This is a genomic window from Bifidobacterium sp. UTBIF-78 (genome assembly GCF_006408945.1).
GTDB lineage: Bacteria > Actinomycetota > Actinomycetes > Actinomycetales > Bifidobacteriaceae > Bifidobacterium > Bifidobacterium myosotis.
Window position 1 is genome coordinate 1 of sequence record NZ_JFAO01000045.1, and the last position, 16,719, is coordinate 16,719.

The window sequence follows — 16,719 nt, forward strand, 5'->3', positions numbered from 1 at the left end:
GTTCTTACCCATACTGCTCCTAGTTATTGTGAAAGCGTCGTCGCATGACATACCTGTGCCATGCTACTCCATGTCACTGGCTGCCGCGCTCCCCTCAGTCCGCATTCGCGGCGGCCAGCTCCCCTCAAAGAGGGGAGCCAAGGTTTGGGGCGGCTCCCCGAAAAGGAAAGGGACGACCACCCAAACCTTGACTCCTTCGTTGAGAGGAACCGTCGTGTTGCACGTGATCAAAGACCGAAAAAGCACCTTGGCTCCCCTCCATGAGGGGAGCTGTCGGCGAAGCCGGCTGAGGGGAGTCCGCATCAAACGCACATCCACCCAAGAAATCACCGAGCCGGGAACGGACCACCGATCTCGGGCCAGGGCTTGCGCGACATGCTGCGATAGTCCCAATAGCCCTCGGCCGGGAACGACTCGCCGCGTAGCTCCTCGAGCACGGTGTTCATGCGCTTGAGTACGCGCCACGTCAGCTCGTTGACCGCCTCGACCGGCGGCTCCTCGCCCCACGAATCCATGTCCGCGAGCAGATCGGCGTAATCGAGCTGATGGTCATAGCACATGACCACGTTCTTGCGCGGCCACGGCCACCAATGGTTGATGGAGGCCGCGCCCCACGTCACTGCCGGGAACAGCGGCACCTGCCGGCCCAGTCGGCGCGAGGATTCGAGCGCGATGTATCCCACGCCCTCCTTGACGCTCATCACCCACTTCTTCGGGTCGCGCGTCACGGTGCCCTCCGGCCAGACGGTGAGCGGGCGGCCGGACGTCAGAATGTCGATCGAGGTCTCCTCGATCTGCTTGGCCTTGCCGGAGTGACGCTGGACCGGCTGCATGCCGACCAGCTGGAACCACTTGCCAATCACCGGCCACTTGGCCATCTCGGCCTTGGCCATGTAGCGCGGGCGACGGCCCATGTGGAACAGGCTGGCCATCGGCACGAAGACATCGAACATGGTCACATGGCTTGCCGCGGTGATGAACGGCCCGTCTTCGGGAACCTGCTCCAGACCCCAGGCGCGCGTCTTGCAACTGGCGCGGAACACCACGTCCACGCCGGTGAGCAATCGCTTGGTGGCCTTGGGATTCTGGGCGTTGATCTCCTCGATTTTGGCCTTGCGATTCGGGCCGGTGGGGAAATCATGCATGGGGTCGACGAGATGATGACGCTGCGCGAGTGCAGCGACCTGCGCGTCACTGAGCGGGCTTACGGCCGAACGCGGCGACGGTTTTCCTTTGGATGCCATGCACTCCATTGTGGCACGGTCCCCGGTCCCTAATCGAATCGACGCACATCGTTGGTCGTTGCGCGGGCGATTCGGTCGGACGGCGCTTATTGACGATGGACGTCGCTGGACGGCACGGCCGCAACGGGCAGAGCGCTCAGCGACGCACCGACAACAGCCACGACAGCGGCAGCCGTTCAGCCGCAACCATCCAGCGTCAGCAGCCGCAACCGCCTCACATCACAGCACGGCGATGGCGTCGATCTCGACGAGCGCACCCTTGGGGATGTCGTTGCCGCCGAACGCCACGCGCGCCGGCTTCACGGAGCCGATGAACACCTCGGCGTAACGGGCGTCCACTTCCTTGAAGTCCTCGACGTTCTTGAGGTAGATGGTGGCACGCACGACGTGCTCGATGCCGGTGCCGGCCGTGTCCAGAATATGCTTGATGTTCTTCAGCGCCTGCGCGGCCTGCTCGCCGGCGGTCTCGCCCGCCAGTTCGCCGGTGGCCGGGTCGATGCCCAGCTGACCGGACACGAACACAAATCCGTTGGCCTTGACCGCCTGGCTGTACGCGCCCAGCGCGGCCGGCGCCTCGGAAGTGGCGACAGCTTCCATCTTCTCGCTCATATTGATGCTCCTCTCATCGCAGCCTGCATTCGACAGCCTGCGATCTGCGACTGACGACTTTCGACGACCGCACGCCGATACCGGCGGCGTTCGGCGCCTCTGCCCCGGCAATACACCGATTACCTTGCAGTCTACCGGCGCATCACGGGAATCGCCCGCTCGATGCCCGCCATACGGCCATGGGCGCGCCGCAGCACCGCGAATCGTTCGACTGAGTCCCAATCGTGATGCCGATAAGTACAGCCCGTCCACATCCCGATTCCAAGCGCCCGCCATCTCACAGCGACCGCAGGTACTCCCCTAGATGCGGCACGGCAAACTCCACCTGCCCGTGGCCAGCCGGCTGAATGAGCTTGTCCTTGATGAGAATCGCACGGTATTTGCTCACCCAGCTCCGGCTTCGTCGCGTGCGCTCCACGACATCGCCGATCCGCGTGACCTGCGGCGAGTCCATCGCCATGGCTTTCAGGAACAACCGTTCCGCGCTCGTAACGCCATCCAGCGCAGGCGCGCATACGGCATCATCGAACGCAAGCAACGCGTCAGCGACGCCAGCCGCCACATCGTCCGTCGTAATGATGGATGACCCGCGCCGCTGGGCTGATTGCCACATGTAGTACCCGACGAGCTGCACCATGTACGGGTATCCCTCGGACCGTCGAGCCGCTTCCAGCGCGTCGCTCTCGCTGATGGACTTGCCCGAATCAGCCACGGTTTCCAGATAGGCGTTTTTCACGTCCGGCAACGGCACATTGTCCAATTCGCGGCGCAGTGCACGCCGCAGAAATGTGGTCACCTCGTTATCCAGCAAGTCGTTGATCATATAGGGCAGGCCGGCGAACACGATGGCGACGCCCTTTTTCTCGTCATCGGGAACGTCGCTTTCGTCGGCATCCGTGATGATGTGCTGCACAGCCGTGGCAATGGCCACCAAGTCCTCATGAGAAGCCGCCTGCGTTTCATCAATGGTGATGAGAATGCCCTTGCCCTTCCTGATTTTCTTGGATTCCAGCCGCTTGTTCAATGCGTTACGCAGGGTCAGCGGATTGGACTCCGCAGAAAAATGGGCTTGGCCGAGGCTTGCGGTCGCAATGCCGGGGATGCTGATGGAGGGGCTGATATCGGCCTGATTCAAACGCATTCCGGAAGGAGCCAGAACTGTTACGAGACGGGACACCAATCCTGGGGATGCGGTTTCGGCGATGGTCTCCCATTGCTGCGCTTTGGCAATCCGGCGAAATTCGGTCAGCATCACCGTCTTGCCGAAACCTCGCTGCCCAGTGACCAGCATGATTCGTCCCGGCGCGCCGACACCGTTAGTCAGCGCTTCCGAAAAATCATCGATGATGGACTGGCGGCCAATGAGAATTGGCGGCATCTTGCCTGCAGTTGGTTTGAACGGGTTGATGGCCATGACCGCACCTCCTCGCATATGTTTCCCCTGCCCTACGTCGTCGTCGCCCATTCTGTCCATCGGGTTGCTCATATGGTTTCCGCATCTGGACACCGATCAAAGGTGTATCAGGAATGTCAACGGCTGGGCGGGAACACGCACCATGTTACACGAAATTACACCAATGTACACCAATGTATACCAAGTTACACGAATGCGTACTATTGCGTACCGTTTGTTTCGGTGCGTGACGTTGAGTGACGGCATGGCGTGTGGCGCGATGGCATGACGGCGCTGCAAAGAATGATGCACACGGAGCCTCAGACGTCTGGCTGGCGGATGGAGTGCCATGGATGGCGAAGAATCGGATCGGAAGGGCTGTATTCATTCAAAGGACCCGAAGCGCAAAAGGAAAGGCCCGACTGATGAGGTCGGGCCCGAGAGAGGAAGAGAAGAAGGAAGAAGAAAGGTTCAGTTATGAGATTCTGCGGAAATCCCTCCAGCTCGCTTTCGTTCGCCGGTGATTACATATAACCGCGTGATTCTGGCAGCAACGATGCGATAGCCGGAAATTTCCCTGCGGCTATGCTGGAAGTTCGCTGGGCGCGGGGTGCTGTGTGCCGTGTGCGGAGTGCTGGATGCCGGCTGCGGAGTGCTGCGTTGCCCCCGCAACCAAATTCATCCCAAAAATCAGTTGCGGGGCACACAAAAGGCGGCCCGATGCGCAGAACACCGGACCGCCCTTATCTCAGCATGCCGTCACAAGCCTCAATCAGCTCATGACCACGATTGCAGCAGTGCAATCGTCACGCATTCAGCATGCTCTTAGTCTTGCGGGACTTCAGGAACACCGTCACGCCAGCGCCACCCAGCAACGCCGCAATGACGAAGAACAGTGCAATGCCCTCAGCACCGGTCTTCGGCAGCTCGGTAGGACGCAGGTTGATGACGGTCAGGCCGCCTTGATCTACGACCAAGTCATTCGGGTCGCCGTCATCCTTGCCAATGTAGGAGGACACGATGCCCTGGTTGTTGACCATGATCTTGAAGGACGGCAGGTACTTGTCCGTATAGCCGGTAGGCGCTTTGACCTCGGTGACCGTATACCATCCCGGCTGCAGGTTCTTGACTGAAATCTCGCCGTTTTGATCGGAAATCACCCTATTGGTGCCGGACGGCGGGCAGAACTTATCCTTATTGGGGCCATCAGTGCCGTCCGTGGCCGGATACGGCGGGCAGAACTTGACATCCCCAACTTTGATGTAGCTTCCATCCTCGTTCTTCTGATAGTCAAGGGCCTGATAGTACGGCTCAGTCTTCTGGAAGTAGACCAGCTGCCCTTTGAGTTCGCCGGAGTCGTACTTGATCTCGAACTCCGCGCCGGACAGGGTATCGCCGTCACGGTTCTTCTTGACGAACTCGAACTGCGAGTTGGGGGTCTCATCGCCCTTGGCCTCGATCTTGCCGTCGGCATTATCCGGCTGAACGACGGCACCCTCGATGGACGTGCCCACCATGACCGTGTTCATCTGATGGATGGTCTCGGTGCTACCACCGGCCGTGGCGAAGGTCTGGTCACCGCTCAGATCGAAGATGAGGTACAGGCCTTTGTCGGTACCGAAATCGAATGTCACCGTGTTGAAATACGAGTCAAGCGCAGCTGAAGGTGCGGTATTCCCGGAGTTAAATTTCGTTGCAGTAGGACGCAGAGATGCATCCATCGCGTCGACGAACTTACGGTACAGGCTATTGTCATCCTTGCCCTGCTCCGACAGCCAAACCAGTGGATCACCACTCTGAGGATTATAACCGGGCTGCCACGCCATCAGACTCTGAGCAATTTCACCTTTCAACGCATCCACAGTCTGAAGAGTGACTCCAGTATGACCATCGGACACATAGTCGGCGATCTTCACGTATGCATAGTCTCGCAGGCTGCCGTCGGCCTTCTTGAAACGGTTGTAGTTGTCCGAGTGCATCGTGATGGTATGACCGAACTTGATATCCGCCGCAAATCCCGTATCCGCGTCAGCCGTCTGCTCGGTTGTCTGACCGGCCACCTGATCAGCAGCTTGGTCGTCTGTCTGATCGACAGCCTGAGCACTGGCAACGCCGAAGGCCATGCCGCTCAGGAGAGTGGCTGCGGCAACGATGCCGGCGAACAGTTTCCTCATTTTCATGAGTAACTCCTTCTTCTGTTTATTCTTCTTAAGGTGTTCCTGCAATCGCGGAGGCCAGGCCATTCAGGCTCCGCAATCCGCAAAATCTTGTTTTTCTGACTGGTGATTGATGGCGACTATCGCCGCCCCATCTCTCACGGCTATCCGCCAGTCCATGCCACCGCAGCCATAAGCCCATTGCAGGACGGTTGCTGTGGCATGGACGTCGGGCTCGTATGACTACCACAGTTCACGGCGCTTCACCCATCCAGTCGCGAGCGCCACGAATGCAGCCATCAACGCCAACCCGCCGCCGATGAACATCCAGCTGCGAGCATCGCCACCAGTGAGCGGCAACGAGGCAATCGACTTAGCGTTTGGAATGCAGTTTGTTCCGCCAACAGTGCCAGAGCATGCAGTGTCATCGAGCTTCAGACTGGACTGAGCCTCGGTCGCACCGATGGTGAAGACGTACTCCTTATCGGATTTCATATAGCCGGCAGGGGCTTTGGTCTCCTTGATCACGTACTGGTAGCGGATATTCTTCGCAGCCTGATTCGCAGTTGGCCTCAGCAACCCGGAAATCTTCAGCTGGCCAACCGCGTTATCAAGGTCGTTATAGTAGCCACCTGACTCGCCCTGCTGCTTTCCAGTTTTCTGTGTTGAACATCTCACCAACGCATCGGCGTCATCCTTGGACTGGCAGTCAGTCACCGACACGGTTTCGGATTGCAAATCCAGTTCCGGGGTATCGGTAGAGGCATCGCCATCCGCCAACACTGCGACAGGGCCGGTGACGGTCCATTCGGTCTTTGTCTCCGAATCGGTGATGATGCCGAGACTGGTCTTATCGACTTTCTTCCAACTGATTTGCGGAAGCTTGTTGGTGATGGCGGTAACAGTCTCATCGGTTGTACCACCGCCGACCTTCGTCAACTGGACAGGGGTATCGGCATCTTTGACGGTGAACTCGTAGACATCTCCCTGAGGATCCCAATATCCTTCGGGTGCCACGGACTCCGTAAGACGGTATTTGCCCGGCTGCAACCCGGTGATGTTGAATTTGCCGGCCGCATTATCGTGATCGCCCAGATATTCACCACTGTTCTTAGCCTGCGTGGAACAATTTATGTCTTTATCCGTCAGATGGACACAGTCCTGGACAATCCAGCGAGACTTGGTCTCCAAGATTTCGCCGTCCTGCTGATACTTCGTCACCGTCCATTCGGAATCCGAAAGCAAGGCACCCGTATCGACATCAGTCTTGCTCCATGACACGCCCGGCAACGCTTTATCGGGAATGGCAGCATCCGTTTCAGTGAATTCACCCTTGGGATTGCCATCCGTATCCAGCTTCTGCCATTTCGCAGGGCCATTCTTAATCTTGAACTGATACTCGTGGGCATTCAGTTCGTAACCAGTTGGCGCTACACGTTCTTTCAACGTATAAGTTCCCGGAGCAAGGTTGTTCAGGTCAAAGCCACCGCCGTCAGGATTGTTGTCAAATGCACCGGTGTATGCAGTACCGCCCTTGTCATTACTGCTGTTGTCGGTGATAACGGCTGAAAAGGTGATGGACGTAAATGTCACCGTCCACACATTTGATTTCTCTGCAGCCCGATAAGAGTCATCAAAGGTCTGCTTCCAACAGTGTCCGTCTGCATAGCCTTCCTCATAGGACTTCTTGCCTTCGCTATCGGTGGTCACCGGACACAGAGTGGGAGAAAAGTCAACATTGAAAGGACCTGCAACAGGTGCGCTTTCGTTCTTCTCATTGAATTGCTTAATGGCCGACTTGATAGCTTCGCCTTCGGTTGTACCGGTTCCGGTGAAACTGCCGGAAGTAGTCGCCGACAGATCCCACTGGGAACCAGAAAGTTCTTTGGACGTGTCTTCGCTGTCGACTTTGGACCACGAAGCCGTATATGGGGTGGAGAACTTCACATCACCGTTGGTGGCGAACGCACCACCGGAAAGACGCGCCGCATTTCCGGTGAGTACCACGGATGCGCCATTGAGTGCTGCCTGCTTGGCGGCATCCCATTGCGCGTCAGTCATACCGTCGGCTTTCTGCGCCTTGAGAGCCACACCCGTGATGACGCCCTTGGTTTCATCCATCGTACGGGTGAGCTGTATGTTATGGGTGTGGTCGGCGTCCATGGCAATCTTGGTGTCAGTAGCACCAGTGAAACGACCCTTGGTCTTGGTCACGGCGAGGTTGGTGCCGCCGCCATCATCTCCGGAGTGCCATCCACCTTTGGATTGGATTTCGGGATCTTGGAAGTAATCCTGGAAGCCGCTTGCCCCTTTAACCGGCGTGCCATCCTTGTACCATGCGACGGCGGATTGCGTGCGGTCGGTGAACCACGTGTCCATCAGCATGAAATTCGTGCTCTGGATTTCGCCCTTCCACATCGGGTTCATGATGGCGAAATCATCGCCGGCCTCGGTGCCATCACCATCACTTATTGTTTCCTGTTTCAACTTGTCTGTGTGGACTTTACCTTGATCGTCAACATGAGTATCCCACTGTGTCAACCCTTTATCCTTGAACGGTTGGTCGTTGGGATATGGTGAGCCGTTCGTATCGTTATTCGGATCAATAGATTTATCCACCTTGTTATCAAATAAGGCAATATTGCCGCCCTTGGATGCTTCACCAGTGCCGGACGGGCACAGCCACAAACCGCCGCCAAAGTGGCCGGCAGTGTTGCCGGTCGCCACAGCCTTGGCTACATAGGTCAGCGAATGTGCTTCGGTGTAGATGGCACCGCCAAGGTAACCAGACGTGTTGTCTGCGAACTCTCCACCCATGATGTACGCCTTGGAGGTGTACTTCTTAGCTTCGTCGAGCTGGTTTTCATCTACTGTACCTTCCTGCAGGAAGATGGCCCCACCCGCACCGCCACGCAGAGCGGTTTTAACCGTGCCTTTTTCATTGACTTCACGCTGCGCGACGCCGGCATAATTGTTCTTGAACAGCGGCTTGTTGCCTTTGGAATCATTCTGAATCCATAGTTCGCCCTTCATGAAGATGGCGCCGCCACCGACCATATAGCCCCAGATGCGCGAGTAGTTGCCGTCAAAAGTGACCTTACCTTGTACACTCAATTTGCCAGCCGAGGCGAAGATTGCGCCGCCGCCAGCATTGCCATACTTGGTCTTGCAGTCATCCACGTCGCCCTTTGTGGTGTTGCAGACGGCGGACTTGCCGCCTGCCCCAAGCACATCATGCGCATTTCCCGTGAACATCACCGAGCCGTTGCTTGACGGAATAACAGTGGTCGTACCGCCTGCCTGCGCGATAGCACCTCCACCTTCGCCGTAGGCACTGTTATTAGAAAACGTACCACCGGAAATCTTCAACGTGGCGCCGTTGAACACTACGCCACCCAACCGTGCTGCGGTGTTGCCCGAGAACGTACCACCTGTAATGGTCAGTTCACCACCCATGTTGCGCAGCACACCGCCGCCCTGCCAGCCACCGTTTCCAGTGGATGTGGAACTATTTTCCTCGAAAGCACCACCGTTGATAACCGTCTTCGCGTTATTGTTCTGGTACAGCACGCCGGCGTTCACTGCGCTGTTGCCGTTGAACGTACCACCATTTATGGTGATAGTGCCCGAATCCGTATATATTACAGCTGCAGTGTTCGCCTTATTATTCGCAAATGTACCGCCGTTGATGACGACATCGCCATTGCTCGAGATGACGCCGCCGTTCGCGTATCCGGTGCCAGTGGTGTTCACACCTGAGAAGACGCCGTTGTTCACGGTCAGCTTGCCGCCGGCGTTCACCAGGGCAAGCCAGCGCTTGCCGTTCTTGTAGGTGAAGTTCGTATCCTTGGCGTTGGAGCCAATCGTCAGCGTGCCGTTGACGATGAACATGCCATCACCAGCCGTTGCGGCGTTAATCGCCGAATCCAAGTCGGCGGCGGCGGTCAGTGTAACTTCCACATTGGCCGGAATCGCAATCGAACCGCCGGCTTCAATCGTCTTGGTAATCGTCACAGGACCCGACTGCCGCATGCAGACTTTAAGCGAGTCCCAGTCCTGTACGTTGTCGCAACCGGTGACCGGCGTAACCGCTGGTTGCGTAGTCGTATCGGCCTGAGTGTTGGATGTATCTGCGGAAGCAGAGCCATCATTAGTGCCAGTATTGTCAGAAGCATCACCGGGCGCGGTGTCGAGCGTACCGTCAGCTTGGCCGGCCCAAGTATCACTACTGGAGACGCTGGAATCAGTGCTCGACGACGTATCGGGAGCCGTAAAATCATCGGCCAGTGCTGAACCGGCATACGTGAGGCCCAGAGCGGCGGCGGTAAGCACACCGACAAGTTTCATCCAGAATTTGCCGGGCTTGCGGAACTGAGCAGGGTGATCGAGACCTGCAACCTGTTCGGACTTGGCAATCCGACCGGCCCCGCCGAGCAGACCGGCGCGCCTAATCCGACCGTGACGGCCAGTTCGACGGAGCTCGCCGTCCTTATCACCATCGCTCATGCCGTTGCCCTTCATCGACATTGTCATGGATTGTCCTTCTTCTGGTTTCCCTGATTCCCTAGTCATTTCGTCTGCGGCCAACCCGCTTTTAGCTGTGCCAGCAACGCTGGTAACGCTGGACGCAGTGGTTACGTTGGCTGCTCTCGTTGCATCAGTCGTACTGGTCGTACGCACGTTTGCATGCATAGCCGCACGGTTCTCGTTCATGGCAGACGTTCCGTTTTGCACCGATATTGCACCGCATACGCCACAGGGGGCATAAGACCTGAGCACAACGACCGTCGAGGAATGCACACGTTTTCACCCAGTAAGAAGGACCCGTCATCGCCATACCTGCCATGTATCGGCACCGACATACGCACCTTCTTCCACCGAGCAATCAACACTGATGCACCTTCATCACGACGTTGTTAGCGCTCACAACTTCGGGCACACTCACGCGTACACTAATCAGTCACCATACCCCCCCCGAGGGATATTCCAAACCGACAGAACAATCCGCGCGAGTCCCGCCGCATCTCCAGAAACGCGGAATATAGGCGAAAACTGCGCGAAAGTTAGTTAACTCATTGGACCAATAAAGGAGCCACGTAATGCCCCCGCACAGTATCTAAACCCCCAAGGAAACCTTCCGCGCATTCCCGACCCAGCCGACCGGATACTCAGCTCATCAGGCAATGTTCCACAACACACGGCACAGGTCGCCCACGGCGACTACGTTCTCAGGGATGTCTTTGGCGACGACCGAGCCGGCACCAATCGCCGAATTGTCGCCAATTGTCGCACCCGGGCACACGATTAATCCGCGTCGGCTGATTCAAGGCCGGCCAATCCGACGTCGGGGTGCAATGAATCGAGCTGCGCTACCAGTACGCCTACTGCATTCCCTGTCTTACGCCGCCTGACTTCTCGGCGCATCGACCTCGGTCCATGAATCCAATCGTATACGTCAGCCCGCGATGACAGGCGCCATGGTGCACAGCCATGTGCTCGATATGTGCTCGATTATCACGACAGCGGAATTCCAAGGCATAACAACCATTGGAATTCCGCCACTCTCGTGGGCCCAAAGGGGATCGAACCCTCGACCTTCTGTTCCGGAGACAGACGCTCTATCCACTGAGCTACGGACCCAAGCAACTTCTCTACTGTACACCATCAGCGGGAAAACACCAGCGGATTCGCCAGCAAACGGCACGAAATAAGCGTTCCCCACCCTACAATGGTGTTATGTCGGAACCTACAGATGACTTCGAATACGAACGCCGCTTCTTCTGCCGGGAGTTGCCGGCGGAATACGACGACGGCGACGCACCGACCCTCATCATCCAGAGCTACTACGTGTACACCGACAACTACGCGCTGCGCGTGCGACTGCTCTCCCGCACCATACACATCGACATGACCCCCGATCTTGACCCGGCGGCCATACTGAACCAATACCGCGAGCGCTTCACCGAGGCGTTCGTCACCGTCAAAGGCCCGTCCGTGGGCGGCACGCGCTACGAGGTCGAGCGCGAAATCGACACCCGCATCGCGGCCGAACTGGTCAAACGCGGCGGCGCGGTGGTCATCAAGAACCGCTACTCCGTCTGGATCGCAGAGGACGGCTGGAGCGTGGACGTATTCGGCGGACCGAACGCGCCGCTCGTGGTCGCCGAAGCGGAACGCGCCACGCCCGTGACGAACCTGACGATTCCAAAGTTCTGCATCACCGAAATCACCGATCAGCCCCGGTTCAACAACGACGGACTCGCCGGTCGCCCGTTCAGCGAGTGGGCCAAGGACTTCGAGCGGGAACTGGCCGCCGAAGGCCCGCGATTCCAGCAGTACTTCGGCAAGAACCGCATGGTGTGACGACACCCATCGCGAGACGATAGCCGCCCAGCGCAATCACTACCGCAATCAGCAGCACATCAGCTCAGTACATCAGCGTGGCGAGGCGGCGACGGGCGCGCTTGAGGCGCTCGTCGGTGGGCTCGGGGATGGCGAAGTACTCGAGCAAACGCTTGCGGACCGGCTCAATGTCAGATTTGTGACCGGCGGCGAGGAAGTCCAACAGACGGTCGAAGGCGTCCTGAATCTGGCCGCCGATCATATCGATGTCGGCCACGGCGAGCTGGGCCTCGACGTCATCCGGCTTGGCCGCGGCCTCGGCGCGCACCTCACGCACGTTGGCCTGACCGGAGCGTGCCAGCAACAGCGCCTTGGCACGTTCGCGGGCGGCGAGCGCATCGTTCGGATCGGATTCCAGCACACGCTCGTATGCGGCGGCCGCACCGGAGTAATCGCCCTCGGCGGCCAGACGATGGGCCTCGGCATGTTCGGGCGGCACCTGCTCGCCGTTGGCGTCGGCGCCTGCACCCGCGGACTTGGCCGCATCGGAATCCGGGTCCCCCGAGTACGGCGCGGTACCGCTCACGCCGGCTTGGGCCGCGGCCTGAATAATCTTCGGAATCACCTCGTCGCACAACTGCTTGATCTCGTCGTCGCTAGGCAGTCCCTGCAGCAGCGGCATCGGACGGCCGCCGATCAGCGCGAACAGCGCGGGCGCGCCCTGCACCTGCAGCGCCTGAGCGATGGACGGGTTGGACGCGATGTCGATACGCGACAGCTGGATCTTGCCGTCAAGAGCGTTCACCGCGTCGCCGAGCGCACGGGCCATCGGGAAGAGACGGTCGTCGGTCGGCACCCACAGGAACAGCAGAATCGGGAAGGTGGCGGAGGTCTGGACCATGGCCTGGAACGTGTTCTCGGTGGTGTCGATCACGTAGGCACCGGCCGCGGGCGCGCCGCCCGTCTGGCCCGGCTCGGCCTTCACCTGATGCTTGAGCGCCTCAAGATCGACGGCCCCCGCCAACGACACTCCGGGATGGAACTCCTGATCAGCCATGCTTGCCTCCATATATGTTCACAAATGCAAAACGGTGCTGGAACCGATTGTAGTTCCAGCACCGCGAAGAATCCGGCGAAGTTCGCACAGGGCGGCGTTCGCGCCCACGCGGCTCAGCCTACAGCGCTTCAGGTCTGCAGCGCCTCAGGCCTACAGCGCCTCGACCTTGACCGGCTGACGGTCGGCGCCCACGGCGGTCACCTGCGCGTTGTCGGCATCGGCCTTGGGGATGTACAGGGCCACGACGTTCACGTACGTCACCTGCATGGTGCTCGTGTACTTGTCGCTGTTGTATAGTGCCTTCTCGTCATCCGAGGCGGGCTGCGACTCGCGGCCGTCGCCGGCCTTACGCACCCACACCGAATTGATGCGGCCCACCACAAGTTCGCCGCCCTCGGCCGAACGCATGACCCACATCTGGTCCGGCACGGCGGTGAACGTCTGCTGCTGCGTGCCGTTGTTACGCTCCATGCCGGCCTGCACGTCGGATGCGGTCTTGGCCAGCGTCTGACGCAGCAGATCGTCGGCGAACTTGGAGGCGTACTGGCTGTTCGCGCCGTTCTGCAGCACATCGGCGTATTGGGTCAGCGCGTCCGTGGCTGTCATGACCAGCCCGGTGTCCTTGGCCGAACCCATCTTCGAGCCCAGCGTGGGGATCTCGAACTTCGGCAGCTGCGCGCCCTCGAAGAGACGGGCCATCGCCACGAGCTTGTAGTTTTGCCGCGCCGTGGCCTGATTCAGCACCAACAGTCGCTTGGACTGCTGATCCGACGTCGTGGTGGTGATAGTAAACACCGAACGCGGCCAGCCGTCGTCGGTGGGAATCACCACCTGCGCCACGTCCTTCGGAATCGCGGCGAACTTGCTCATCTGACCGGTCTTCTGGGCCACGGTGAGCTGGCTGGACCGGATCTCCAGCTGCGGACCGGCCATCACCGAGGACAGCTGCTCGACGGACTTGGCCTGATCGGCCGCGTCGATGCCGTCAAGAATCGACAGGCGAATCTTCTTCTCCTGCGCCTCCGTGAGGTCAGGCGTGGGATTCGAGGCCGAATCGGCGACCGGAGTGGGCAGCTGTCCCTCGCAGGCGGCCAGCGGGGCCACCATCGCGACTACGGCGAGCGCCGCCACGGACAACCTGGTCAGTCGCGCGTGCATCGTATTGCGCTTGCTCATCGGCTCTCCCCCTGTCCGTCGTTCTGCGCGTCTCCGTTCGTGTTGGACTCCTGGGATTCCCGGGCCAGACGTGCGAAGTAGGCCTGGAGCTCATCGGGCGTGATCACGGAGGTCGATTCCACGTCGGCGTCTGCGGACGCGACCGAGGACCGGGATTCACGGGGGCCATCCGTGCCGTTCGGCGCGGCGGATTGGCCGGACTCGGAGGATGCGGCCGATGCAGCCGAAGCGGCGGATGCACCGGATACGCCGGTCGCATCAGACGACACATTGCCGGCATGTTCGGCGCTCCCCGCGAGGACGGCCGCCGGCGACTCCGTGGACGCGGCGGACGCATGCTGCTGATCCGCGACCAGGTTGCGGGATGCTGGGTCGATGATGACGGGCGACTGCGGACGCTCGTCAGCCACGCTGTCACCCGCCGGCTTGGCGCCGCGGCGATGACCGGCATGGCGGCGACGCTTGCGACCGCCATTCGCGGCCGCGGTCGGATAGGACGGCGCGCCACCGGCGGCGGCACGTTCGGCGCGTTCGGCGAACGACAGCCCAGCCTCGACTATCTCATGCGCCGTGCCCTCGATGATGCGCTTGTTGCGGCGCTTGTGCGGAGGCATGGCGAACACGGAGGCGCACAGCACGGCGATGACGGCCAGCAGACCGCCGGACAGATAGAACGGCATGGCGAAGTCCGGCACCTGCGAGCGCACCCAGTGCAGCTTGACCGTGGCCGCGGACGCTTCATCGCCCAGATCCACGATGGCCACGGTCGCCCCGGTGGCCTTGGTGACGTTCAATGTGGCGGACCCCTTGCCGCACTTGACGGAGGTCCACATCTCGGAGTCTTTGAAGGCGACCTCATCCGTGGCGGTGGAGCCGGCGGCTGTACCGGACGTGCCGGAGGAATCCGACGAATCGTCCGACGAGGACGACGAACCACCCGAGTTACCCAAACCGGCGCGTTCCACACTCAGCTCGGACCACGAGGACATACCGGTGACCCGCTGGTACGAATCCTGACCGATCCACCCGGTCACATCCTTCGCGGGCCCCAGCGCCACACATACCTGATCGCTGGAGGACTTCGACTCCGCGGTCAGCGTCGTGTTCTGATCAAGAAGGTTGAGTACGCCGGCATCCGTGACGATGTATTGCGTGCCGGTGACGGATGCGGACGCGGTGATCTCGGCGGACGGCTTCCACATCGTGGCATTCAAAACCCCCAGCACGATGGCGGCCACCGCCAGAAGACCGAAGATGGGCGTCACCACGCCGCGTATGATCATGGCATGACGAGTCGGACGCTTGGACTCGGCGTCTCGATCCGGCTCTGTTGTCTGTTCTTCAGCATTCATAACGTCCACTATTCTACAATCCCCGGCTCTGGATTACCTGAGAGGGCTGAAAATCAGGGTTTGCCGGTACTGTGGTGTGTCATGCGCAAGTCTTCCATCATCAATCCCCTGACCAAGGCCGCGGCCCTTGCCTCCTCGCTGATCATGTGCGTCACGCTGGCCGCCTGCTCGTCGTCCTCCTCGTCCGATTCCTCTAAGTCCTCCTCGTCTTCCTCGTCGTCGTCCGATGACAAGAACCAAATCGCCGGCGTGACCGCCACCGGCAAGCTCGGCGAGAAGCCGACCATCTCCTTCAAAACGCCGATGACCGTCTCCGACGGCTCCTACGTGGTGCTGCAGGAAGGCGACGGCGACGTCATCCAGGACGGCGACCGCGTGTGCGCGCAGGGCATCGCCCTCAACGTCAAGGACGGCACCGAGCTCATGGACACCTGGACCAAGAACACGCCCGACTGCTCGCTGGTGGTGAGCTCCTCGAAGCTCTCCTCCACCTACTACGACCAGATCAAGGGCGCCAAGCTCAACACCACCATCGGCTTCGGCGTGAACGACCAGAACACGTCGGGCTACTCATACATCATGGCGATGACCTTCGTCTCCAAGTCCAAGGACCTCGAGAAGGCCACCGGCGAGGAGGTCACGGACGTGCCCGCCAACCTGCCCAAGGTCACGCGCGACAAGGACGGCAAGCCTTCCGTCGATATGAACGGCCAGGGTTCGGTGGACAAGCTTGTGACGCAGACGCTCATCAAGGGCTCCGGCAAGACGCTCACCGATTCGGACACCGCCGTGGTCAAATACACCGGCTGGCTGACGAACGGCAAGCAGTTCGATTCCTCGTGGGACAAGAACACCACGTTCGACGCCGACCTGTCGGCCAGCGGCCAGATCATCTCCGGATGGAAGCAGGGGCTGATCGGTCAGACCGTCGGTTCGCAGGTGCTGCTCGTGATTCCGCCGGATCAGGGCTATGGCGCCGATGGCTCCGGGGATACGATTCCGGGCAACTCCACGCTGGTGTTCGTCATCGACATCCTCGCGGCGTACTGATCGCGTATTGATTACGTACCAATCTCGTACTGATGGTCTGTCTCACTAATAATTAAGGGTTCAGCTTCGGCCTCTTCCCCCAGTCAGCTTCTCTGACAGCCCCTCATCAGAGAGGACCGATGCCACTCAAACAATTGAGAGACGGACCACTAATCGATTACTCACCGGACACTCACCGGGGCCGTTCCGGTTCCGTGCCCAATCCATCCGATTCACCGGTTCCGTAGCATCATCCTTCTGATTCACGGATTCCGTGCCCAATCCACCTGATTCACCCACAAACGGGACGAAACGTAAGTTTGCGACGATGGTCACTTACGTTTCGTCCCGTTTTGGTATG

10 protein-coding genes, 1 tRNA gene and 1 pseudogene are annotated in these 16,719 nt (G+C 59.6%); 2 read left to right on the top strand and 10 right to left on the bottom strand.

Annotation, left to right across the window (positions count from 1 at the left end; translation table 11 throughout):
- Positions 1-326 precede the first annotated feature (326 nt).
- The 7 genes and pseudogenes from BG22_RS09175 to BG22_RS09205 all read right to left on the bottom strand — a co-directional run bounded on the left by BG22_RS09175 (position 327) and on the right by BG22_RS09205 (position 11,042).
- Positions 327-1,244, bottom strand: a complete 918-nt coding sequence (locus BG22_RS09175) for a 1-acyl-sn-glycerol-3-phosphate acyltransferase (RefSeq protein ID WP_140495005.1) — start codon at positions 1,242-1,244, stop codon at positions 327-329.
- Between the two features lie 219 nt (positions 1,245-1,463).
- A complete protein-coding gene (locus BG22_RS09180) occupies positions 1,464-1,853 on the bottom strand; it encodes a Rid family detoxifying hydrolase (protein WP_034527123.1) in 390 nt (129 codons plus the stop codon).
- Between the two features lie 277 nt (positions 1,854-2,130).
- Complete coding sequence (locus BG22_RS09185) at positions 2,131-3,267, bottom strand: ATP-binding protein (protein ID WP_140495007.1); 1,137 nt, start codon at positions 3,265-3,267, stop codon at positions 2,131-2,133.
- Between the two features lie 785 nt (positions 3,268-4,052).
- A complete protein-coding gene (locus BG22_RS09190; protein WP_140495009.1) occupies positions 4,053-5,426 on the bottom strand; it encodes a SpaA isopeptide-forming pilin-related protein in 1,374 nt (457 codons plus the stop codon).
- Positions 5,427-5,645: 219 nt separating this feature from the next.
- Positions 5,646-10,115 (bottom strand): SpaA isopeptide-forming pilin-related protein, encoded by a 4,470-nt coding sequence (locus BG22_RS09195; RefSeq protein ID WP_140495012.1) that lies wholly within the window; start codon positions 10,113-10,115, stop codon positions 5,646-5,648.
- A gap of 463 nt (positions 10,116-10,578) precedes the next feature.
- A pseudogene (locus BG22_RS09200) lies at positions 10,579-10,707 on the bottom strand (sugar O-acetyltransferase); the annotation flags it as partial.
- A gap of 262 nt (positions 10,708-10,969) precedes the next feature.
- Positions 10,970-11,042: transfer RNA gene (locus BG22_RS09205), tRNA-Arg, on the bottom strand.
- 96 nt (positions 11,043-11,138) lie between these two features.
- Here BG22_RS09205 and BG22_RS09210 point away from each other — a divergent pair.
- On the top strand, positions 11,139-11,765 hold the full coding sequence (locus BG22_RS09210; RefSeq protein ID WP_094666665.1) for a hypothetical protein: 627 nt from the start codon (positions 11,139-11,141) through the stop codon (positions 11,763-11,765).
- 64 nt (positions 11,766-11,829) lie between these two features.
- Here the strand turns inward: BG22_RS09210 and BG22_RS09215 are convergent, their stop codons facing one another.
- The 3 genes from BG22_RS09215 to BG22_RS09225 form a co-directional block, all read right to left on the bottom strand.
- Positions 11,830-12,801 carry a tetratricopeptide repeat protein gene (locus BG22_RS09215; RefSeq protein WP_140495014.1) on the bottom strand — a complete coding sequence of 324 codons (972 nt, stop codon included), beginning with the start codon at positions 12,799-12,801 and terminating at the stop codon, positions 11,830-11,832.
- Positions 12,802-12,951: 150 nt separating this feature from the next.
- Positions 12,952-13,959 carry a hypothetical protein gene (locus BG22_RS09220; RefSeq protein WP_094666789.1) on the bottom strand — a complete coding sequence of 336 codons (1,008 nt, stop codon included), beginning with the start codon at positions 13,957-13,959 and terminating at the stop codon, positions 12,952-12,954.
- 14 nt (positions 13,960-13,973) lie between these two features.
- A complete protein-coding gene (locus BG22_RS09225) occupies positions 13,974-15,329 on the bottom strand; it encodes a hypothetical protein (protein ID WP_140495016.1) in 1,356 nt (451 codons plus the stop codon).
- 81 nt (positions 15,330-15,410) lie between these two features.
- On the opposite strand from BG22_RS09225, the gene BG22_RS09230 reads away from it, so the two are divergent.
- Complete coding sequence (locus tag BG22_RS09230) at positions 15,411-16,379, top strand: FKBP-type peptidyl-prolyl cis-trans isomerase (RefSeq protein ID WP_140495018.1); 969 nt, start codon at positions 15,411-15,413, stop codon at positions 16,377-16,379.
- Positions 16,380-16,719: the final 340 nt, after the last annotated feature.